The organism is Amycolatopsis sp. cmx-8-4 (assembly GCF_046548675.1).
In the GTDB taxonomy this organism is placed as follows: Bacteria; Actinomycetota; Actinomycetes; order Mycobacteriales; family Pseudonocardiaceae; genus Amycolatopsis.
The window spans coordinates 127,551-148,322 of the sequence record NZ_JAEBDZ010000006.1 but is presented as its reverse complement, the minus strand read 5'-3'; the positions used below and the strand labels follow the sequence as shown (position 1 = coordinate 148,322).

General features: G+C 71.7%; 16 protein-coding genes. 6 read left to right on the top strand and 10 right to left on the bottom strand.

The features are described 5' to 3' along the window. Window positions 1–42 precede the first annotated feature (42 nt). Window positions 43–1,413: a cystathionine beta-synthase gene (locus tag ACLJQZ_RS14640; RefSeq protein WP_326944379.1), complete on the bottom strand. Its 1,371-nt coding sequence runs from the start codon at window positions 1,411–1,413 to the stop codon at window positions 43–45. 346 nt (window positions 1,414–1,759) lie between these two features. Further along, a complete protein-coding gene (locus ACLJQZ_RS14635; RefSeq protein WP_410620548.1) occupies window positions 1,760–2,704 on the bottom strand; it encodes a pentapeptide repeat-containing protein in 945 nt (314 codons plus the stop codon). A gap of 117 nt (window positions 2,705–2,821) precedes the next feature. On the opposite strand from ACLJQZ_RS14635, the gene ACLJQZ_RS14630 reads away from it, so the two are divergent. Beyond that, window positions 2,822–4,042, top strand: a complete 1,221-nt coding sequence (locus ACLJQZ_RS14630) for an acetyl-CoA C-acetyltransferase (RefSeq protein WP_410620547.1) — start codon at window positions 2,822–2,824, stop codon at window positions 4,040–4,042. A gap of 308 nt (window positions 4,043–4,350) precedes the next feature. Here ACLJQZ_RS14630 and ACLJQZ_RS14625 read toward each other — a convergent pair whose 3' ends face one another. From ACLJQZ_RS14625 to ACLJQZ_RS14610, 4 genes are all read right to left on the bottom strand, one after another. Beyond that, the gene (locus ACLJQZ_RS14625) at window positions 4,351–5,883 is read right to left on the bottom strand and encodes a DHA2 family efflux MFS transporter permease subunit (RefSeq protein WP_410620546.1); all 1,533 of its coding nucleotides are present in this window, start codon (window positions 5,881–5,883) and stop codon (window positions 4,351–4,353) included. Continuing rightward, the gene (locus ACLJQZ_RS14620; protein ID WP_410620545.1) at window positions 5,883–6,200 is read right to left on the bottom strand and encodes a hypothetical protein; all 318 of its coding nucleotides are present in this window, start codon (window positions 6,198–6,200) and stop codon (window positions 5,883–5,885) included. The genes ACLJQZ_RS14625 and ACLJQZ_RS14620 overlap by 1 nt, the downstream gene beginning before the upstream one ends. A gap of 182 nt (window positions 6,201–6,382) precedes the next feature. Continuing rightward, window positions 6,383–7,174, bottom strand: a complete 792-nt coding sequence (locus tag ACLJQZ_RS14615) for a hypothetical protein (RefSeq protein WP_410620544.1) — start codon at window positions 7,172–7,174, stop codon at window positions 6,383–6,385. 153 nt (window positions 7,175–7,327) lie between these two features. Continuing rightward, complete coding sequence (locus ACLJQZ_RS14610) at window positions 7,328–8,161, bottom strand: Bax inhibitor-1/YccA family protein (RefSeq protein ID WP_247057739.1); 834 nt, start codon at window positions 8,159–8,161, stop codon at window positions 7,328–7,330. Between the two features lie 333 nt (window positions 8,162–8,494). Between ACLJQZ_RS14610 and ACLJQZ_RS14605 the strand changes: the two genes are divergently transcribed. The 4 genes from ACLJQZ_RS14605 to ACLJQZ_RS14590 all read left to right on the top strand — a co-directional run bounded on the left by ACLJQZ_RS14605 (window position 8,495) and on the right by ACLJQZ_RS14590 (window position 14,120). Continuing rightward, window positions 8,495–9,955, top strand: a complete 1,461-nt coding sequence (locus ACLJQZ_RS14605) for a hypothetical protein (protein WP_410620543.1) — start codon at window positions 8,495–8,497, stop codon at window positions 9,953–9,955. Between the two features lie 4 nt (window positions 9,956–9,959). After that, the gene (locus ACLJQZ_RS14600; RefSeq protein ID WP_410620542.1) at window positions 9,960–10,673 is read left to right on the top strand and encodes a class F sortase; all 714 of its coding nucleotides are present in this window, start codon (window positions 9,960–9,962) and stop codon (window positions 10,671–10,673) included. Between the two features lie 107 nt (window positions 10,674–10,780). Next, window positions 10,781–12,772, top strand: a complete 1,992-nt coding sequence (locus ACLJQZ_RS14595; RefSeq protein WP_410620541.1) for an SDR family oxidoreductase — start codon at window positions 10,781–10,783, stop codon at window positions 12,770–12,772. 130 nt (window positions 12,773–12,902) lie between these two features. Then, complete coding sequence (locus tag ACLJQZ_RS14590) at window positions 12,903–14,120, top strand: cell division protein DivIVA (RefSeq protein WP_410620540.1); 1,218 nt, start codon at window positions 12,903–12,905, stop codon at window positions 14,118–14,120. Between the two features lie 323 nt (window positions 14,121–14,443). Here ACLJQZ_RS14590 and ACLJQZ_RS14585 read toward each other — a convergent pair whose 3' ends face one another. The 4 genes from ACLJQZ_RS14585 to ACLJQZ_RS14570 all read right to left on the bottom strand — a co-directional run bounded on the left by ACLJQZ_RS14585 (window position 14,444) and on the right by ACLJQZ_RS14570 (window position 17,027). Beyond that, complete coding sequence (locus tag ACLJQZ_RS14585; protein WP_410620539.1) at window positions 14,444–15,769, bottom strand: amidase family protein; 1,326 nt, start codon at window positions 15,767–15,769, stop codon at window positions 14,444–14,446. Window positions 15,770–15,805: 36 nt separating this feature from the next. Next, the gene (locus ACLJQZ_RS14580) at window positions 15,806–16,408 is read right to left on the bottom strand and encodes a helix-turn-helix transcriptional regulator (protein ID WP_247057751.1); all 603 of its coding nucleotides are present in this window, start codon (window positions 16,406–16,408) and stop codon (window positions 15,806–15,808) included. A gap of 77 nt (window positions 16,409–16,485) precedes the next feature. Continuing rightward, on the bottom strand, window positions 16,486–16,758 hold the full coding sequence (locus ACLJQZ_RS14575; protein WP_410620538.1) for a WXG100 family type VII secretion target: 273 nt from the start codon (window positions 16,756–16,758) through the stop codon (window positions 16,486–16,488). Next, on the bottom strand, window positions 16,755–17,027 hold the full coding sequence (locus tag ACLJQZ_RS14570; RefSeq protein ID WP_410620537.1) for a WXG100 family type VII secretion target: 273 nt from the start codon (window positions 17,025–17,027) through the stop codon (window positions 16,755–16,757). The genes ACLJQZ_RS14575 and ACLJQZ_RS14570 overlap by 4 nt, the downstream gene beginning before the upstream one ends. 177 nt (window positions 17,028–17,204) lie before the next feature. Between ACLJQZ_RS14570 and ACLJQZ_RS14565 the strand changes: the two genes are divergently transcribed. Continuing rightward, a complete protein-coding gene (locus ACLJQZ_RS14565) occupies window positions 17,205–20,474 on the top strand; it encodes a BTAD domain-containing putative transcriptional regulator (protein WP_410620536.1) in 3,270 nt (1,089 codons plus the stop codon). The last annotated feature ends 298 nt before the right edge of the window (window positions 20,475–20,772 follow it).

Sequence of the window (20,772 nt, the reverse complement as noted above, 5' to 3'; positions counted from 1 at the left end):
CCCCAGCCGGGTTCGCCGATCAAGACCCTTTTCGGCTCTTGGTCACCGACCGGCCAGGAAACCCAGGAGGTCGTGCCGCGTGACGACGCCGGCCGGCTTGCCGTCGACCAGCACGAGGGCGCCGTCGGCCCCTTCGAGCGCCGTCATCGCGGAACCCACCTGCTCACCGCCGCCGATCGTCGGCAGCGGCGGGGACATGTGCCGGTCGAGCCGGTCGGCCAGCTGGGCCTTGCCGGTGAACAGCGCTTCGAGCAGGTCACGCTCGTTGACCGCGCCGACGACCTCGGCCGCCATCACCGGCGGCTCCGCGCTGACCACGGGCATCTGGCTGACGCTGAACTCGGCCAGGATCGCGATGGCCTCGGCGACCGTCTCGTTCGGGTGCGAGTGCACCAGGGCCGGCAGCTGACCGCTCTTCTTCGTCAGCACGTCGGCGACCGTCGCGCCCGAGGAGTCCGGGGGCAGGAAGCCGTAGGAGGACATCCAGGTGTCGTTGAAGACCTTCGTGAGGTAGCCGCGGCCGCCGTCGGGCAGCAGCACGACCACGACGTCGTCCTCGGTGAGGCGTTCGGCGAGCTTCAGCGCGGCCGCGACCGCCATCCCGCACGAGCCGCCGACCAGCAGGCCCTCTTCGAGCGCGAGGCGGCGGGTGACCTGGAACGAGTCGGCGTCGGAGATCGGGATGATCTCGTCGGCGACCTGGCGGTCGTAGGTGTCCGGCCAGAAGTCCTCGCCGACGCCTTCGACCAGGTAGGGACGGCCGCTGCCGCCGGAGTAGACCGAGCCCTCGGGGTCGGCGCCGACGACCTGGACGGCGCCGTCGCTGACCTCCTTGAGGTACTTGCCGGTGCCGGAGATGGTGCCGCCGGTGCCGACACCCGCGACGAAGTGGGTGATCTTCCCGTCGGTCTGCTTCCACAGCTCCGGGCCGGTCGAGAGGTAGTGGCTCTCCGGGTTCTGCGGGTTGGCGTACTGGTTGGGCTTCCAGGCGCCGTCGATCTCGCGGACCAGGCGGTCGGAGACGTTGTAGTAGGAGTCCGGGTGCTCCGGCGCGACCGCCGTCGGGCACACCACGACGCGGGCGCCGTACGCCTTGAGCACGTTGCGCTTGTCTTCGCTGACCTTGTCCGGGCAGACGAAGACGCACTTGTAGCCCTTGCGCTGGGCGACCATGGCCAGCCCGACGCCGGTGTTGCCGGACGTCGGCTCCACGATCGTGCCGCCGGGGCGCAGCGCGCCGGACTTCTCGGCCGCTTCGATCATCCGCAGCGCGATCCGGTCCTTGACCGAGCCACCCGGGTTCAGGTACTCGACCTTGGCCAGCACGAGCGGCTTGAGCCCCTTGGTCAACGAGTTCAGCTTGACCAGCGGGGTGTTGCCCACGAGGTCTGCGATGTGCTCTGCGTACTCCACGCCGTCAGCCTAAACGGCCTACCGGTGGCGTTGTCCACTCAGCACGTGACAAGGCCTCCGGGCGGTCTCCGGGTGCGCGTCGGAAGTGACGGGCGTTGTGCGCGAGGTCGGGCCGTTCCGGCGCCGGCGTGTCGCTAAGCCACCAAGCCGCTACCGGTGCCGATTCACAGACCCGAGGGTCGCCGCACGCTGAGCCGTCATTCCGTCCCGGAGGTCCCGCCCGGCGCCGTGCGCGCGGTCGCGACCCATCAGAGAAGGCAGGAAGGCCCAGCAAGTGCCTCGAGGTTCGACCATCCGGCTCACCTCCCCCGGTTTCGGAATGACGAAGCTCTTTCCGGAACCGATCCTATCGGGTGCCGGCATCCGGCGGTGCGTCCTTTCGAGTCAATCGTGTGCGGTCCGGCTGGTCGGCGATCGGGCGTTCTTCCCAGTCCGGGGGCCAGGTCCTGGCGAAGCCGCGCTGCGCCTCGGCTCCGGCGAGCCGGGCCGCGGTCTTCGTCCCGAAATCGACCGGACCTGCGAAAAAGGCGCCGTTGAAGGAGTCCTTGTCGCCACCGAAAACGGTGCCGCGGAAATCGACGCGCTCCTTGAAGATCGCTTTGTTGAAGTCGGCTTTGGTGCGGAATCCGGTGCCGCGGAAGGACACCAGTTCGAGGAACGTCGTCCCGTAGCAGACGATCGACCGGATCGAACAGTGCGTGAGGTTCAGCCCGACGAGCGTCGCCCCGGAGAAGTCGAGGTCGACGTCCGGCCAGAACCCTTCGTTCGGTTGTTCGACGGACCCGGCGCGCAGGTGCAGCTGCAGGATACGCTGCGCGGTCTTGCGGACCTGCAGCTCCTCGGCGTTCTTCGCGTTGTGCTTGAACGGCATCCGCAGGTACGCGCAGAGCACGTTGACGATGGTCTGCCGGTGCGGCGCGTACCCGCCGGCGAGCCGTTCGAGGGCGTACAGCCCGGCGAGCCGGACCGGCGCCTTCTCACTGCCGAGCTGGTCGGCGGCCTTGCTGTACATCTCGGTGACCCGGCGTTCGGTGGCGTCGTGGTCCTTCTGCACCAGGTCCAGCTCGGCGGAGCGCTGCCGCCGGGCGGCCAGCAGCAGCGCGGCCGCGCCCCCGGTGCCGACGACGATGTTGGCCGCGGTGCGCAGCGCGTCCAGCCGGGCGGAGTCCTCGGGCCGGCCCCCGCCGAGCAGCGACAGCAACAGCGTCGCCGCCAGCCCGGCGAGCAGCAGCAGGCCCGCGCCCCAGAGCAGGATCGTCCTCGTGCCCAGCACCCGCGCCTCGGTCCCCACCCGGGTGATCCTGCCAGCTCGGCTGTTGCCTTGGTCGCGTTCGGCTTTGTCCCGGGCGTGGTTCACGGCACTATGGTGAGCAACCGCTTAGCTCGCGATACGAGGATGTGTCACGTCATGCCTGAAGCCGTCATCGTCTCCACCGCGCGCTCGCCGATCGGGCGCGCCAACAAGGGCTCGCTGGTCAGCATGCGACCCGACGACCTGACCGTGCAGATGATCCAGGCGGCACTGGCCAAGGTGCCGCAGCTCGACCCCACCGACATCGACGACCTGATGCTGGGCTGCGGCCTGCCGGGCGGCGAGTCCGGGTTCAACATGGGCCGCGCGGTCGCCGTCGAGCTCGGGTACGACCACCTGCCCGGCTGCACCATCACGCGCTACTGCTCGTCCAGCCTGCAGACGACCCGGATGGCGTTCCACGCGATCAAGGCCGGCGAGGGCGACGTCTTCATCTCGGCCGGCGTCGAGACCGTGTCACGCTTCTCGAGGGGCAGCTCGGACTCCTGGCCGGACACGCACAACCCGCTGTTCGCCGACGCCGAGAAGCGGACGGCGTCGACGGCGGAGTCCGGCACCGACAGCTGGACCGACCCGCGCTCCGCCGGGGACGTCCCCGACGTCTACATCGCGATGGGCCAGACCGCCGAGAACCTGGCGCGGCAGAAGGGCGTCACGCGCGAGGACATGGACGAGTTCGGCGTCCGCTCGCAGAACCTGGCCGAGAAGGCCATCGCGGACGGCTTCTGGGCCAAGGACATCACCCCGGTGACGCTCCCGGACGGCACGGTCGTCTCGAAGGACGACGGCCCCCGCGCGGGCGTCACGGTCGAGGGCGTCTCGGGCTTGAAGCCGGTGTTCCGCCCGGACGGCCGCGTCACGGCGGGCAACTGCTGCGCGCTGAACGACGGCGCGGCGGCGCTGGTCGTCATGTCCGACACGAAGGCGCGCGAGCTGGGCCTGACGCCGCTGGCGCGGATCGTGTCGACGGGCGTGACGGGCCTGTCACCGGAGATCATGGGCTACGGCCCGGTCGAGGCGTCCAAGCAGGCGCTGTCCCGCGCCGGCCTGTCGATCGGCGACATCGACCTGGTGGAGATCAACGAGGCGTTCGCCGCGCAGGTCATCCCGTCGTACCGCGACCTGGGCATCGACCTGGACCGCCTGAACGTCAACGGCGGCGCGATCGCGGTGGGCCACCCGTTCGGCATGACGGGCGCGCGCATCACGTCGACGCTGATCAACTCCCTGCAGCACCACGACAAGCAATTCGGCCTGGAGACGATGTGCGTGGGCGGCGGCCAGGGCATGGCGCTGATCATCGAACGCCTCTCCTGAGGCTGTGACGCCTGAAGGCCACCACCGGAAGTCCCGGTGGTGGCCTTCGGTGCGTCCGGACGTGTGATCCGGAAGCCGGCACGCGTGATCGGGAGGTCAACTCGCGTGATCAGAGGGTCGACACGGCGAACCCGGACGGCGGGGCCGTGTCGACCTCCCCATCACGCGTGTCGGCTCTCCGATCACGCGTGTCGACCCTGTGATCACAACCCACCGACGTGACCCCGGCCGATCCCCGCGCACCGGCGGTCGGCTCGCGTGCCTGGAGGGTCGGGTCGCGTGCCTGGAGCGTCGGCTCGTGTGGCTGGTCAGTGGAGCATCACTGGTGGGGTCAGTTCCTCGCCTTCCGGGACTGCCGGGGCGGCCGGGCGGGACTTCGGGAGGAAGAGCGCCGGGATCACGCAGAGGACCACCAGGACCAGGGACCAGACGAACGTCGTCGAGAAGGCGTCCGCGGCCAGGCCGGTGGCCGCTTCGTGGGTGGCCGGGTTCATGATCGCCGCCGTGGCCGCGAGCTGGCCCTGGGCCGTCGGGACGCCGAACTTGCCCGCCAGCAGGGCCGCCAGGATCGTCGCCATCACCGCCGAGCCGATCGCGCCCGCGGTCTGCTGGACGATGTTCGTGGCCGTGGACGCGCGGGCCATGTCCTTGGGCTGCAACGTCTGCAGCGCGGACGTCGTGATCGGCATCATCGTGCAGCCCATGCCGAGGCCCATCACGAACAGCGCCGACAGCAGCACCCAGTACGGCGTGGTCGCGGTGACCTGGGTCAGCATCGCCATCGACCCGACCAGCAGCACCATGCCCGGCAGCACGATCTTGCGCACCCCGACCTTGTCGGCGAGCCTGCCGGCGATCGGCATCGTGATCATCGCGCCGAAGCCCTGCGGGGCCAGCAGCAGCCCGGCGTGCAGCGTCGTCTCGCCGCGCACCAGCAGGAAGTACGTCGGCAGCAGCATCATCCCGCCGAGGAACGCGACGAAGAACAGCGACATCGTCACCATCGCCGAGGTGAACGCGCGGTTCTTGAACAGCCGCAGGTCGACCAGCGGATTGGCCACGCGCAGCGCGCGCAGCACGAACGCCACCAGCAGCGCCAGGCCGCCCAGCGCCGGCAGCCAGACCTCGACGGCCGTGACGCCGCCCGCGGACGGGATCTTCGAGACGCCGAAGATCAGCGCGGCGAGACCGGGCGACACCATCAGCATGCCCGCGAAGTCGAAGCGGGACGCCGCCTCCGGGTCGTCCTTCGGCAGCAGCCGCCACGACAGCAGCAGCGTGACGACGCCGATCGGCACGTTGATGAAGAAGATCCAGCGCCAGCTCACGGCGTCGACCAGCCAGCCGCCGAGGATCGGGCCGCCGATCGGGCCCAGCAGCATCGGCACGCCCAGCACCGCCATCACGCGGCCGATCCGCTGCGGGCCTGCCGCGCGGGTCAGGATCGTCATGCCGCAGGGCATCAGCATGCCGCCGCCGAAGCCCTGCAGGACGCGGAATCCGATCAGCGTCTCGATGTTCCACGCCAGGCCCGCGAGCATCGAACCGGCCAGGAACAGCACGATCGCGACCATGTAGAGCCGCTTGGTGCCGAAGCGGTCCGACGCCCAGCCCGTGATCGGGATCACCGTGGCGAGGGCGAGCAGGTAGCCGGTGGCGACCCACTGGATGACGTCGAACGAGGTCGAGAACTCGATCGTGAGTTTCTGCAGCGCCACGTTGACGACCGTGGTGTCGAGGATCGCCATGATGGCGCCCAGCACCACCACGGACGCGACCTTCAGCACCCCCGCGTCGAGCGCGTCACCCTGCGGCGCGGCGGCCGTACTTTGCGTTGACATCAGGAACAATTCCCCCAGGTAGTGGTTTCGTCCGCGAGACTACCGGGGGCCACCGACAGAAAACGTCTCAGCAGATGCCGGCGGTCGGAACCGGGTTCGCGAGCCCGAACAGCGACCGTGGCGGCCAGCGACGTCGCGTTCGCCTTCTGCTGCCAGAACGCCCAGCTCTCCGGGTGCAGCCCGAACACCTGCAGGACCTTCGCGCCCCACAACGAGAACGCGCTGGTGATCAGCGCGAGCCCGAGACCCAGGCCGAGCAGCAGGAGGACGCCGGTCTTGGCGCCGTAGCTCGCCCAGACGTACCAGGTCAGGCCCACCGCCAGGACGCCGGCGACGGCCAGCGGGACGCCGCGGACGGGTTCTTCCGGCCGGGGCCGTCGCAGCTCGTCGCACAGTGTGGGACGAACGCCGTGTGGGACGAATGACCCAGTCCCGCTGCCCCTGAACGCCGCGAAGGCCCCCTCGCCGAGGCGAAGGGGCCTTCTCCGGTCTTGCGGTGTTACTCGTTCGTCTTGACGCACATCGTCGTCGCCGGCTCCGGGTAGACCGCGACGCGCGTGGCGTCGGTCCCCTCGCAGACGCTCTGGTCGGCCTGGCCGCTGACGACCTTGACGAGCTCACCGTCCTTCGACGGGTCGGAGCACGGGACCTTCTTGTAGCCCTGCGTCTTCGAGGTGAAGTTCGTCAGGCAGTCGCCCTGCTTGGCGTTGATCATCAGGCACAGCTTGTAGGAGCTGCGGCCGCTGACGGTGTAGGTGTCGTACGCCGCGTCGCTGCCGCCCGGGCAGGAGTCACTGGAGCTGTCCAGCTTCTTGGCGATCTTCACGTTCGCGCTCGGGTCGTTGCAGTCGGCCTTGCTCGGCTCGTCGCCGCCCGAGGTGAACTCGGTGACCGACAGGCAGTCACCCGCGTTGGAGCTCTCGGGCGAGTTCATGAAGGAGACGATCGCCAGCGTGCCGCCGACGACCACGATCACGGCCACGATGGCGAGGCGGATCCAGAGCGCCTTCGACTTCTTCGGCGGGACCGGCGGCGCGGGCGGGTAGCCGGGCTGACCGGGCGGCGGACCGTACGGGCCGGGCTGGCCCGGCGGCGGGCCGTACTGGCCGGGCTGACCCTGGACCGGCTGGCCCTGGGGCGGCGTGCCGTACTGCGGCTGCGGCTGGCCCTGCGGCGGCGTGCCGTACTGCGGCTGGCCGTACTGCTGCTGCTGGCCGCCGGGAGGCGGCCCGTAGGGATCGGGCTGACCCACCGGCTGCTGGCCCCCGGGGGCCGGAGGGGGAACGCTCACTGTGAACCTCACACATGTGAAAGAGAACTGACCGGCACATCAAACACGCAGGGTGATCAGCGTCCGCAGCGGGGTCCACGGATGAGACATTTACCGACAGAAAAGGCGCCCCGTCGATTACGGAGCGCCTTCACTGCAGGACTGTGAGCCAGCTTACTCACGGAGGTACGACAGCAGTCGCAGGATCTCCAGGTACAGCCAGACCAGGGTGGTCATCAGGCCGAAGGCGACGTACCAGGCCCACTTCGACGGCATGCCCTCGCGGATCATCCGGTCCGCCTGGTCGAAGTCGAGCAGGAAGCTGAAGGCCGCGATGCCGATGCAGACGATGCTGAAGATGATGGCGATCGGGCCGCCGTCGCGCAGCGGGTTGAAGCCGAAGGCCAGCGCGCTGATCAGGTTGAACAGCATCAGGATCGCGACACCGACGACGGCGCCGACGATCCACTTGGTCAGCTTCGGCGTCACCTTGACGGCGCCGGTCTTGTAGACCACCAGCATGCCGATGAAGACACCCATGGTGCCGACGATCGCCTGTAGCGCGATCCCCGGGTAGATCACCTCGAACACGCCGCTCAGCGCGCCGAGGAACAGGCCTTCGGCGGCCGAGTAGACGAGCGTGAGGGGCGCGCTCGCCTTCTGTTTGAAAATGATCACCAGCGAGATGACGAGCCCGACGACCAGGCCGCCGAGCATCGCACCGATGAGCGCGCCGGACAGCCGGCCGGTGTCGGCCAGCTGGTTCTGCGCCCAGATCGCCGTGACGATCCCGACGAGCAGCGTGGTGCCGAGGCTCATGCCCGTCTTGACGACGACGTCGTCGACCGTCATCGGGCGGTCGCCCTCGCCGGAGGAGACCTGTCCCGGGCCGTACCCGGGCACGCCGCCCTGGGGCTGGTTGAAGCCCACCGGGGGGCCGTACTGGCCGTAAGTCTGCGTTCCGCCCTTTGGCAGGTTGCGGAACGCCGGGTTGCTACTGGAACGCACCTGATCCTCCTGGATCTGCTGCTTTGTCAATCAAGCTGCGTGAATCAACGCTGCATCGGGTCCAACGACCGCCGGGGACGCGCGGTTCCCGTCGAGTAAAGACGACTTTACTCGACAGCTGGTCAGCGGTCCTCGCGCACACCGTATGCGACGGACGTCACGACCGTTCGCCGACAGGCACCCGATGGACGCTAGACATCCCCGACCTGTTCGAGCGACCCTCACTTGGCGTGTTCGGATCTTCACCGAAAGCGTGCCTGGGACTTGATCAAACGTGTGACCTGCGACGACACCCCGACGTCGGCGCGGGACCGTCGAAGGAGTCGAAACACCATGGGGTGGTCTGCACGCCCGCGCGCGGGTCGACGCGCGCTCACCGGCCTGGTCGCGGCCGCCCTGCTCGGCGCCCTCTCGGTGACGGTCGGGGCTCCGGCGGCGTCGGCGGCGTCCCAGGAGGGCATCGGCTACGAGGTCAAGCCCGGGCAGCCGATGAAACCGACCCCGAGCCGCAACTGGCTGGGCTCCTACATCGTCGGCGGGCAGCAGGTGTTCTGCGTGAGCTTCCAGCTCAAGGCCCCGAACACCGACGAGCAGTACAAGCCCGGTGACGAGCTGCTGACGAAGTGGGGCACGAAGCTGCCCGCGGACCAGGCGGCCAACATCTCCTACCTGCTGCTGCGCTACGGCGACACGAAGAAGCCCGAGGAAGCCGCGGCGCTCGCGCACCTGCTGCACTCCTGGACGGCGGCGCCGCGCTCGGCCGCCGACCTCGACCCGTCGCTGACCGCCGACAAGATCGGCTACGACGCGGACTTCCACCTGAGCAAGCTGCCCGCGAACGCCGTCGCCGCCGTGAGCAGGCTGACGACCGAGGCCGAGACCAACCGCGGCCCGTGGACCGCGTCGATCACGACGCCGAAGGACGACCAGCACGCCGGCACCGCCGGCGAGTGGACGGTGACGGTCAAGAACGCCAAGGGCAAGGGCGTCGCCGACGTCCCGGTGAAGCTGACGGCGACTGCCGCGACGCTCGGCGAGGAGAAGGCGGCCACGGACGCGGGCAACTCGAGCCCGCAGGCCGCGGCCAAGGACGTCACGCTCAAGACCGGCGCGGACGGCACCGTGAAGGTGTCGCTGACGCCGACCGGGGACAAGCCCGAGCTGGCCGCGGCCCTCACCGCCCCCGCCGACCGGCCGTACGTGCGCGCGCCGGTCAACACCGGCGTCCAGCGGGTCGTCTCGACCGGCGGCGAGAAGGAACTGACCGCCCAGGGCGTCGTCAACGTCGCGAAGCCGGGCGTGGTGCAGGTGACCAAGGTCGACGCGAACAGCGGCAAGGGCGTCGGCGGCGCGGTCCTGCGGATCACCGGCACGGACAAGACGTCGGCCGCCCTCGGCCAGGACGGCAAGCCGCTGACCGGCGCCGACGGCAAGCCCGCCGTCGTCACCACCGACGGGAAGACCGGCGGGGTCATCGTCGAGAACCTCCGGGCGCCGCAGGACATCTGCGTGGTCGAGGCCAGCCCGCCGCCGGGTTACACGAACGCGTACGACCCGCAGAACCCGCCGTCGGCCTGCGGGAAGATCGAGCCGGGCAAGACGCTCGCGCTGACCGTGTCGAACAAGCCGAACGAGGTGCCGCACGCGATCCCGGCGGGTGACCAGCCGGTCGCGCTGGCCCACGGCACGGTCGAGACGAGCTACTCGGGGCTGGGCGTGGCCGGGCTCGGCCTGCTCGCCCTGCTGGGTTCCGCGCTGGTCGGCTTCGCCGCTCGGCGGGCGTCGCGCGGGTAACGGGATGGCAGGCAAAGCCCGGCTGCTGGCCGGTTTCGCAGCGGGCGCCGTGACGGTGCTGGCGGTGCAGGTCGCCACCGGCGTGATCGACGCGCCGCCGTCGACGACTGTCGTCGCGGGGACGGCGCTGCCCGCTCCCGCGGCCGGGCGGTCGCCGGGCGGGGCGCCGGTGACTTCGACGCCGTCCTCGCCGCCTTCTTCTGTGCAACCGCCGCCTCCTGCGCCGCCGACGACGACCGCGGCGGCTCCGGCGGCGGAGACCCCGCGGGTGCCCGCGCCGCAGCAGCCGGGCACCGTCCGGCTGCCCGGCGGCGGCACGGCGACGCTGGTGCGCAAGGAACTCGGGCCGGACGCCGAGCTGCCGATCCCCGCCGACCTCGGCCAGGCGACCTGGTGGGGCGCCGAGCTGGACGCGGCGGGCGGGGCGAGCGTGTTCGCCGGCCACGTGAACTGGCGCGGCGCGACCGGGCCGTTCGCGGAGCTGTGGACCGACCGCATCGGCGGGCCGGTGTCCATTGTGGACGGCGCGGGCAAGACCTGGCGGTACACCGTCTCCCAGCTGGTCACCGTGCACAAGAACGACCTGGCCGCCCGCGCCGACGAGCTGTTCGGCCAGTCCGGCCCGCACCGGGTCGTCCTGGTCACCTGCGGCGGGCGCTGGGTCGGCGGTTCGGACGGCTACGAGGAGAACCGCGTCGTCATCGCGGACCCGGCCTAAGTTACTCGTGGGTAACATCACGCGGTGCCACGGTGGTCACTGACGCCCGGATGCAGCACAATGCCCAGGGGCAGGCAGCGTGTGCGGCGAGAGGTGAGGCGACGACGATGGCGACGTTCTTGGTGACCGGGGCGACCGGACTGATCGGGCGCCAGTTCACCCGGCTGCTGCTCTCCCGCCCCGACGACGACCGCGTGGCGCTGGTCGTGCGCGCCTCCTCGCGGGCCAAGCTGGCCGCGCTCGTCGACCAGTGGCCGCACTCCGACCGCGTCACGCTGGTCACCGGCGACCTCGGCGAGCCGCTGCTCGGGGTGTCCGAAACGGACCGTGACGAGCTGCGCGGGCACGTCGACCACGTCGTGCACCTGGCCGCGCTCTACGACCTCACCGCCGACGACGAAGCCAGCGTCAAGGCCAATGTGGACGGCACGCGCGCCGTCGTCGACCTCGCCGCGGACCTGCGTGCCGGCTGCCTGAACCACGTCTCGTCGGTGGCGGTCGCGGGTGATCACGACGGCGTCTTCACCGAGGAGATGTTCGACGCCGGCCAGCGGCTGGTCACGCCGTACCACCGGACCAAGTTCGAGGCCGAGAAGATCGTCCGCGAGCAGGACAGCGTGCCGTGGCGGGTGTACCGGCCCGCCGTCGTCGTCGGCGACTCCGTCACCGGCGAGATGGACAAGGTCGACGGCCCCTACTACCTCTTCCCCGCGATCAGCCGCCTCGCCGGGCTGCCGGACCTGCCGATCTTCGGGCCCGACCTCGGCGACACCAACGTCGTCCCGGTCGACTACGTCGCCAAGGCGCTGCTGGAGCTGGTGGTCCGCCCGGGCCTCGACGGCCAGGCCTTCCACCTGGTCAACCCCGAGCCGCAGCCGGTCGTCTCGGTGTACAACGCCTTCGCGAAGGCCGCGGGCGCCCCGACGATCACGGTGCAGCTCAACGAGCGTTTCTCGAGGGGCATCGTCGGGCTGGTCAAGCTGTCCGAGCACATCCCCGGCTTCACCATCGCGCGCGACGCCGTGCTCGAGCGCCTCGGCATCCCGCCGGTGCTGCTGGAGACGATGGCGTTCCCGTCGGTGTTCTCCTCGACCGCGACGCGCAAGGCCCTCGCCGGTCGCGTCGAGGTGCCGCCGCTGGAGGACTACGCGGCGACGCTGTGGCGCTACTGGCGCGAGCACCTCGACCCGTTCCGCGCGCGCAAGCACGGCCCGCGCGGCGAGCTCGACGGCCGGCGCGTGATCATCACCGGCGCGTCGTCGGGCATCGGCCGCGCGACGGCGCTGAAGGTCGCCGCGGCGGGCGGCGTCCCGCTGCTCGTGGCCCGGCGCCAGCACGAGCTGGAAGAGGTGCGCGACGAGATCATCGCGGCCGGCGGCACGGCGTCGGTGTACCCGGCCGACCTGACCGACGAGGACTCGGTGCACAAGGCCGTCGACGCGATGCTCGCCGAGCACGGCCGGATCGACATGCTGGTCAACAACGCCGGCCGGTCGATCCGCCGGTCGATCAAGCTGTCCTACGACCGGATGCACGACTACGAGCGCGCGATGGCCATCAACTACTTCGGCGCGGTCCGGCTGATCCTCGCGGTGCTGCCGCACATGTCCGAGCGGAAGTTCGGGCACATCGTGAACGTGTCGTCGATCGGCGTGCAGGGCATCGCGCCGCGCTTCTCGGCGTACGCGGCGTCGAAGGCGGCGCTCGACTACTTCTCGCGCATCGCGGCGACCGAGACGCACGGCGACGGGATCACGTTCACCACGATCCACATGCCGCTCGTGCGGACGCCGATGATCCGGCCGACGAAGATCTACGACGCGTTCCCGACGAAGTCGCCGGAGCAGGCCGCGGACATGGTGATGAAGGCGCTCCTCGAGCGGCCGAAGCACATCGGGACGCCGGCCGGGCAGGCGATCGGGCTGGCCTACACGCTCACGCCGGGCCTCACCGACGCCGTCGCGTACCAGGGTTTCCGGATCTTCCCGGATTCGACCGCGGCGGGCGGTTCGGGCGGGCTCAAGATCGGACGTGGCGAGAAACACCTCTCCCGCGCGGCGACGGCGCTGGCCCGGCTGTCCCGCGGCTTTCACTGGTGATCCGCCACTGGTGACTCTGCGTTTTCCGGGTGCGGCCATTCCGGCGACGCGCCGCCAAGGCCACGACACGTGTTGGTGATTTGTCAAGCCGGACGGCGGAAGCGCAGCGTGCCCGGGTACGGTCGGGCCCATGGTTCCTGAGCGCGAGAATGCCGCAAGCGCCCTCAACGGCCTGCTCCCCCTCCGTCGTGAGTACACCCAGGCCTGGCACGGCTTCGACCGGAACGAGGTGCGCCAGTACCTCGACCACGTCGAGGCGCAGCTGCGCCGGGTCGTCAGCGACCGTGACGCCGCGGTGGCGCAGACCGCCGCGGTGGCGCGCGAGCTGGAGTCCGTCCGCGGGCAGGTCGCGCAGCTCGAAGCGCGGGTCGAGGAGCTGAAGAAACCGCCGGAGCGGCTCGAGGACCTCGACGAGCGGATGCAGCGGACGGTGACGCTCGCGCAGGCCCGCGCGGACGAGATCGTCAAGCGCGCCGAAGCCGCGGCGGAGAAGACGTGGGCGGGCTCGACCGAGGCGTCGACGAAGCTGCGTGAGCGCTACACGCGGCTCGTCACGGAACTGGACAAGCAGGCCGACCTGCTCCACTCGGAGCACGAGAACGCGCTTTCCGAGACGCGCGCGGAGGTGCAGCGGCTCACCGTCGAGGCGGCCCAGCGGCGGGAACTGCTCGACAACGAGGCGGAGCGCAAGCGCCGCAAGCTCGAGCGCGAGTTCGAGGCGTCCCAGACGGCCCAGAAGGCGGCGCTGGAGAAGCACGTCGCCGACCAGCGCACGGCGAGCAAGAACCAGGCCGAGCGCCGGCTCGCGGAAGCGACGGCCGAGGCCAAGCGCCGGCTCGACGAGGCCACGGCCGAGGCCAAGCGCCGCCTCGACGAGGCGACGACCCAGGCGGCCCAGCGCACGACGGCGGCGAACCGCAAGGTCGAGCGGCTGGCGGAGATCCGCGAGCAGGCCCGCAAGAGCCTGGCGGCGGCGGAGGACATCCTCAACCGCAGCGAGACGCAGCTGGCGCCCCTGCCGGAGGAGGCCGTGATCCCGCAGGCGTCCCGCCTGGTGGGCGGCGACTCGCCGGCCGAGTCCCCGACGACCCCGGCCGCGCCGGTGGTCCCGGTGGTCCAGCCGTCGACGCCGGCCAAGCCGTCGGGCGCGACGAAGGCGCCGGTGCCCGTGAAGCAGGCGCCCCCGGTGAAGCAGGCCCCAGCGGCGGCGAAGCAGGCTCCGGCGGCGGCGAAGCCGGGCAACAACGCCCCGGCGAAGCAGCACGGCCCGGCGACCAAGCCGGTGAACGGCAACGGGAACGGCGCCGCGAAGCCGCTGACGCCCGCGGCGGGCAAGCCCAGCTCCTGAAGTCTTGAAGCCGTGAAGGCCGCGCTGCCGAGGTCGGTGGCGCGGCCTTTCGGCTGTGCGGGCTTGGCCGGTATCGCAGCCTTGCGCCCCAGCGGCAGCCCCTGGGTCGGCGGCGCCTTCCTGCCTGAGCAGCCCCCCGATTCCACGCTACCGGCGGGCACCGACAGTTCCGGGCCTCCGCGCGGCGGCGCAGCCGCAGTATCCACAACCGCCGGCGGTTGTGGACAGCACAGCTCAAGCGCCCCAATGTGGCGTTGGGTGCGTCAGACGCACCGAACGCCACATTGGGTGCGTCCTACGCACCCAACGCCACATTGGGGCGCTCAGGCGCGGGTGGTGCGGGGCCAGGGGTTCGCCGCCTCCAGCTGGGCCGCCAGGCCCAGCAGCAACGACTCCCCTCCCGGCCTCGCCACCAGCTGCACCGACGTCGGCAGGCCCGACGACGTCGCCCGGCTCACCGGGACCGAGATCGCCGGGTAGCCCGCGAGGTTCCACAGGCCCGTGAAGCCCGCCAAGCGCAACGACGGCACCACGTTCGACACCCACCGGCGCTCGTGCCAGCGGGCCGCCTTCGCCGGCCAGTGCGACAGCGTCGGCGTCATCAGGACGTCGTGGTCCGCGAAGAACTCCTCCGCCCGCGCTACCCAGCGCTGCTTCGTGCGCTCGCGGATGAAGCCCGCCTTCTCGAACAGCTGCCCGAGGCGGACGTGCGTGCGGGTCCGGCGCTGCAGGCGGGAGAAATCGAAGTCCCGGGCCTGCTCGGCCGGGCCCGCGCACCAGCGGGCCGAGATGCCCAAGAGCGCCGACACGGGGTACTTCGGCGCGCCCGGCGCCACCGTGTGGCCGGCCGCCTTCAGCAGGTCCGCCGCCTGTGAGACCGCCGTGACCAGCTCGCGGGGCACCGGCGAGTGGAGGACCGGCACCGTCGTCGACGTCCCGATGCGCACCGCGCCGGGTGTGGTGACGGTCGCCAGTGCAGGGTCCGCGGCCAGCACCGAGAGCAGGACGGCCGCGTCGGCGACCGTCGTGGCCAGGGGGCCGTGCACCGACATGCCGAACCAGCCGCCTTCGGCCAGCCGATCCGCGCCCGGCTTCAGGCCGACGAGTCCGCACATCGCGGCCGGGAGGCGGATCGAGCCGAGGCCGTCGGTGCCGTGGGCGAGCGGGACCAGGCCGGACGCCACCGCCGCCGCGCTGCCGCCGGACGAGCCGCCCGCGGCGTACGTCGGCTCCCAGGGGTTGCGGGCGATGCCGTCCGGGGTGTCGCTCATCGGCCAGACGCACAGCTCCGGAACGCGCGTCAGCCCGACGAGCACCGCGCCGGCCGCACGCAGCCGGGCCGCGATCACGCCGTCCTCACCCGCAGGCGTGGACGGCCCCGTCACCGAGCCGTGCGAAGCGAACTCGCCGGTGAGCGCCGTGACGTCCTTGACCGCGACGGGCACCCCCGCCAGCGGCAGCGACGCCAGATCGGGCCGCGCGGCGACCTCGGCGGCCTCCGCCAGGGCCTCCTCGACGCGCACCCGGCGGAACGCGCCGACCACGCCGTCGGTGGCGGCGATCCGGTCGAGGGCTTCCTTGGTCACCTGCACCGGATCGAGCGTCCCGGCCCGCACCGAGGCCGCGATCTCTGCTGCGGTCAACACCATGATCGCGACCCTAGCCGACGAAAAGGCGAAACTCGTTCAGATTGCGCCCGCCCGCAGCGCGTAGGCGACGGCGTGGGCGCGGTTGTTGAGCCCGCAGCGGGTCATCAGGCCGTAGAGGACGTTCTTCACGGTCCGCTCGGAGTAACACAGCTTCGCTGCGATTTCTTCGGTGCCGAAGCCCTCGGCGACCAAGCGCAGCACGTCGCACTCGCGGGCGGCCAGCCCGGAGAGGGTGAGCCCGTTCGGCTCGAGGACGTCCCGGCGCATGCGCTGGACCTGCGAAAGCAGCGCCCCCTGCAGCCGCGGCGGCAGGTTCGCCGTGCCGTCGCCGGCCGCCATCACCGCCGTGACCAGCTCGGACCCGCCCGTGTCGCGGCGCGGCAGGATCGCCACGACGCCGCTCTCCAGCACCGACATCAGGTCGCTCTCGCGGAAGTGCTCCACGACCAGCACGACGTGCGAGGCCTTGGCCGCCCGGATCTCGCCCAGCACCGCCTCGGTGACGTGCTCCTCCATCACCAGCAGCACGTCGGGCACCAGGTCGGTGATCCGGACGTCCGGATGGGACTCCAGGAGGCTCACCGCGCCGGCGTGCGTGATCGGGTCCGAGGCGAGGACGGTCACTTCGACGGGCTTCATGCACCGAGCATGACCTGTGGGTCTTCACGCCCTCCCTATTCCGTCTTCACGCCGGCCCGAAGGCCCGTGAAGACGGCTCAAGAACCAGCCTCGTCGTAGCCGCGGGCCAGCTCGCCGAACGCCTCCCGCGCGCGGTCGACGCAGTCCGGCATCCGCTCCGCCGCCCGGGCCCAGTCGCTCTTGGCCCGCAGGTACCGCTCCCGCGCCTCGTCGGTCCAGCCGGCCAGCCCCGGCTCCACAGTGGACTCCAGCTCGGCCAGCAGGTCGCCGAGGCCGCCGGTGATCGACCCCATCCGGTCGAGCACCAGGTCGGCGAGGGTGAAGTCGAACCGCTGGTGGGACACGGTCATGTCCCGCCCGGCCCGCCGGACCGCTGCCGGGGGACCCGGCCGCCGGTGGCCTCCAGCAGCCACGCGAGCCGGGTGAGGATCACGTCGAACTCCTGCTCCCAGTCGTTCATCGCCTGGCCGAACCGCACCGCGGCCTCGCCGCGCCACGCCGCCTGCAGGGTCGCCATCTCGCTGTTGACGTCGCGGAGCCGGGAGTTCGCGGCCTCGATGGCGGACGCGAAACGCACAGCGGCGCACTTCATGTCGTCCGTCGGCGCGGCTGGACTCATTCGCGGCTCCTCACGTGTCCGGCACCCGAGGGTGGCCTACCGGGCAGCCGAACGAAACCCCGCCCGGTAGCCGTTGCCCGAATGTCCGCCATCCTTGCCTGCGGGTTCACGACCGCCGCGTATGCTCACCTCAGGCATCCGGCGCGTGACGATACGTCAGCGCACGAAGGGAGACCGATGTCGGCTGCGGACAGCGCCGCACCGAGACTCCAGCTGCTGGGTCCCGTACAAGCTTGGCGAGGTGACACGGAGCTCGACCTCGGCTCCGCGCACCGGCGCACGGTCCTCGCCGCACTGGCGATGAGCCCCAACCGCACGGTCTCGCGCGAGGAGCTGATCGACGCCGTCTGGGGCGAGGCGCCCCCGCAGAGCGCGCAGGGTTCGATCTACACCTACGTCTCCGGGCTGCGGCGCTCGCTCGAGCCCGGCCGCGCCAAGGGCGAGGGCCCGCAGCTGCTCGCGTCGATCGGGTCCGGCTACTCCCTCTGCCTGGACGCCGAGGCGATCGACGTCCACCACTTCGAGGCCCTGCGCGAGCAGGCCCAGCGCCGGCAGTCTTCCGGCGATCTGCGCGGCGCGCGCGAAACCCTCGACGAAGCCTTAAGCCTCTGGCACGGCGTCCCGCTGTCCGGGCTGCCCGGGCCGTTCGCGGCCGCCCAGCGCGCGCGGCTCGGCGAGGTGCGGCTGGCGACGATCGAACGCCGGGCCGAGATCGTGCTGGAGTCCGGCGGGCACCACGAGCTCGTCGCCGAGCTGACCGCGCTGACCCGCGAGCACCCCTTCCGCGAGACGCTGCGCGGCCTGCTCATGCGCGCGCTGGCCCGCGCCGACCGGCGGACCGAGGCGATCGCGGTGTACGTCGACGTCCGCGACAGGCTGGTCGAGTCGTCGGGCACCGAACCGGGCCCGGCACTGCGGCGGCTGTACGAAGAACTGCTGGACAAGCCCGTCGAGCCGCCGGCTCCCAGGCCGGCGCCGCCCGCCCGCGTGACACGGTTTCCGGTCGCGTCACTTCCGGACCGCACGGACGTCTTCGTCGGCCGGGACGCCGAGCTGGCGCTGCTGCGCGAGGCCGTCGCCGACCTGCTCGACGGGACCGGCCGGTCCCTGTGGCTGGAAGGCGAACCGGGCAGCGGCCGGACCGCGCTGCTGGCCGAAGTGCTCGCCACGGCGCAGGAAGCCGACGTGAAGCCCGCTTTCGCCGCCGCCGACGCGCTGGATCAGCGGTTCGCGCTGCGGCCGTTGCTCGACGCGCTGGGCGTGCACCCGCGGGCCACCGACGAGCGCCGGTCGGACCTCGCCGTCCGCCTCTCCGAGCAGCCCGGCGAAGACCCGGTCGACGGCCTGCTCGGCCTCGTCCGCGAGCTGTGCGCGGAGGCGCCGCTGGTGCTCGCGGTCGACGACCTGCAGTGGGCGGACGCCTCGACGTTGCGTGTCTGGCGGTACCTGAGCCGGGAGACGCGGGACCTGCCGCTGCTGCTCGTCGGCGCGTGCCGGCCGGTGCCGCGGCTGTCCGCGCTCGACGACCTGCGCGGCGAGCTGGACGCCGACACCACCACCGTGCTCGCGCTGCCGCCGCTGGCCGAGAGCGCCACGCTCGAGCTCGCCACCGAGCTGGTGGGCGCGCCGCCGGGGCCCGGGCTGCAGCTGCTGGTGTCGTACGCGGCCGGGAACCCGCGCTACGTCCGCGAAGTCGTCGAGACGCTGCTGGCGCAGTCGATGATCGTGCTCGACGGCGTGCACGCGCACCTGGACGGCAACTCGTGCCAGAACATCCCGTCGCCGCTGGGGTCGCGGATCACGCTGTACCTGAGCTTCCTCTCCAGCGGCACGCGCGACACCCTGCGCTGGGCCGCGCTGCTGGGCCGCGAGTTCTCGTTGTCCGACATCGCGGTCGCCACCGAGCGGCCGCCGACGTCGCTCGTGGGCGCGGTCGACGAGGCGATCACCTCCGGCGTGCTCGTCGAGTCCGGCGACCGGGTGGCGTTCCGGCACCCGTTGCTGCGCCGCGTGCTCTACGAAAAGACCCCCGCGGCGATGCGCGTCGCGCTGCACCGGCAGCTGGCCGAGGCCTTCGCGACGGCGGGCGCGCCCGCGGACCGCGTCGCCGAACAGCTCGCCGCGGCGCCGGCCCAGGTGGACCCGTGGGTCGTCGGCTGGCTGCTGGAGAACATCGGCACGGTCGCGACCGAAACCCCGCGCGTCGCGGTCGATCTGCTGCGTCACGCCGTCACGCAGGGGGCGCTGCAGCAGGAAGCGCGGGAGACGCTCACCGCGACGCTGGCCCGGCTGCTGTTCTGGCTCGGGCGCGAACCCGAGGCGGAAGCGCGCTCGGTCGTCGCGCGGACGTCGGACAGCAGGCGCGCGGCCGAGATGCGCTGGATCCTGGCCTACATCTACTACCGCCGCGGCGACTTCGCCGAGGCGACGGCCGAGGTGAAGCGGACCCTCGACGACGTGGACGTCCCGGAGATGTGGCGCGGGCGGCACGAGTCGCTGCTGACCACGCTGGAACGGCTGGGCGACGACCCGGGCGCGGTGCTGGTGCCGGCCGGGCTGCACCCGCTGGACGACGCGGCGCTGTCCGTGCCGAACCTCGACAGCCTCGACGAAGCCGCCGAGCCGCTCGACGCCGCCCGCCGGCTCGCCGCGACCCGCGCGGTGCCGGGCGAGATGCACCTGGCGGGCGCGGTGCACTACTACTGGCTGGGCCGCTGGCCGGAGGCGCTGGCCGAGCTGGACGCGGTCATCCGCGACGGCGCGGAAACCGCTTCCTACGTGTTGCGCAGCCCGGGTTCGGCGCTGCTCGTGCACGGCGTCGGCGCGCTGATCGCCGGGCACCGCGGCGAGCCCGGGCAGGCCCGGACGCACCTCGAAGCGGCCAACCGGCAGCAGTTCCCGAAGGGTCTCGAACCCGACGGCGGCGACTTCCTGCTCGCGGCGCGGTCGCTGCTGGCCGAGCAGGACGGCCGGCCCGAAGAGGCGTTGGCGGCGCTGCTGCCGCTGCTGGAGGAGAACTACCCGCCGGCCGCGCGGCACCAGTGGCTGCCCGACCTCGTCCGGCTCGCCGGGCAGCTCGGCGACCAGCAGCACGCGCACCAGGCGTTGCGGCTGCTCGAACCCGAGGGCGACGTCCCGCCGGCGCACGCGGCCGCGGCCGCGCACTGCCGCGGCCTGGTCACGGGCGACCCGGAACCGGTCCTGACGGCGGCGGAGCACTACCGCGCGGCGGGCCGGCTGCTCAAGCAGGCCAAGGCGACCGAGGACGCGGCGATCCTGCTGGCCGAGTCGGACCGCCTGGACGATGCCCGCACGGCGTTCCGCACGGCGCTGACGGGGTACACGAGCATGGGCGCGGTCTGGGACGTCCGGCGCGCGGAGGCCCGGATGCAGCCGTTCGGGATCCGGCGGGCCAACTCGGTCCGCTCGCGGGCCGCCGGCGAGTGACAACGACGTCATCGATGCCCCGCCAGGCGTGATCAGAACGCCGACACCCGTGATTGCGGAGCCGACACGCGTGATTGAAGGGTCGACACGGGCTCCGGGGACGCCTGCGCCGTGTCGACCTTCCAGACACGCGTGTCGACCCCTCAATCACGCGAGTCGACCCTTCGGTCACGGGGCGGTCAGGGCCCTGGCCTGGGCCGTCCACCAGGGCATACACCGCTGGGGACCACTCGCGGCTTTCCGGCCGCCGGGGCGTGATCCCGGGCTTGCCAGGTCAGTAAGCTCCCCGGAGTAGGTC

Bases quoted from the DNA above. Each gene is read 5' to 3' on its own strand.
- ACLJQZ_RS14630 (WP_410620547.1), top strand. From the start codon at position 2,822: ATGCCTGAAGCCGTCATCGTCTCCACCGCGCGCTCGCCGATCGGGCGC.
- ACLJQZ_RS14625 (WP_410620546.1), bottom strand. From the start codon at position 5,883: ATGTCAACGCAAAGTACGGCCGCCGCGCCGCAGGGTGACGCGCTCGAC.
- ACLJQZ_RS14605 (WP_410620543.1), top strand. From the start codon at position 8,495: ATGGGGTGGTCTGCACGCCCGCGCGCGGGTCGACGCGCGCTCACCGGC.
- ACLJQZ_RS14600 (WP_410620542.1), top strand. From the start codon at position 9,960: ATGGCAGGCAAAGCCCGGCTGCTGGCCGGTTTCGCAGCGGGCGCCGTG.
- ACLJQZ_RS14595 (WP_410620541.1), top strand. From the start codon at position 10,781: ATGGCGACGTTCTTGGTGACCGGGGCGACCGGACTGATCGGGCGCCAG.
- ACLJQZ_RS14590 (WP_410620540.1), top strand. From the start codon at position 12,903: ATGGTTCCTGAGCGCGAGAATGCCGCAAGCGCCCTCAACGGCCTGCTC.
- ACLJQZ_RS14585 (WP_410620539.1), bottom strand. From the start codon at position 15,769: ATGGTGTTGACCGCAGCAGAGATCGCGGCCTCGGTGCGGGCCGGGACG.
- ACLJQZ_RS14580 (WP_247057751.1), bottom strand. From the start codon at position 16,408: ATGAAGCCCGTCGAAGTGACCGTCCTCGCCTCGGACCCGATCACGCAC.
- ACLJQZ_RS14575 (WP_410620538.1), bottom strand. From the start codon at position 16,758: ATGACCGTGTCCCACCAGCGGTTCGACTTCACCCTCGCCGACCTGGTG.
- ACLJQZ_RS14570 (WP_410620537.1), bottom strand. From the start codon at position 17,027: ATGAGTCCAGCCGCGCCGACGGACGACATGAAGTGCGCCGCTGTGCGT.
- ACLJQZ_RS14565 (WP_410620536.1), top strand. From the start codon at position 17,205: ATGTCGGCTGCGGACAGCGCCGCACCGAGACTCCAGCTGCTGGGTCCC.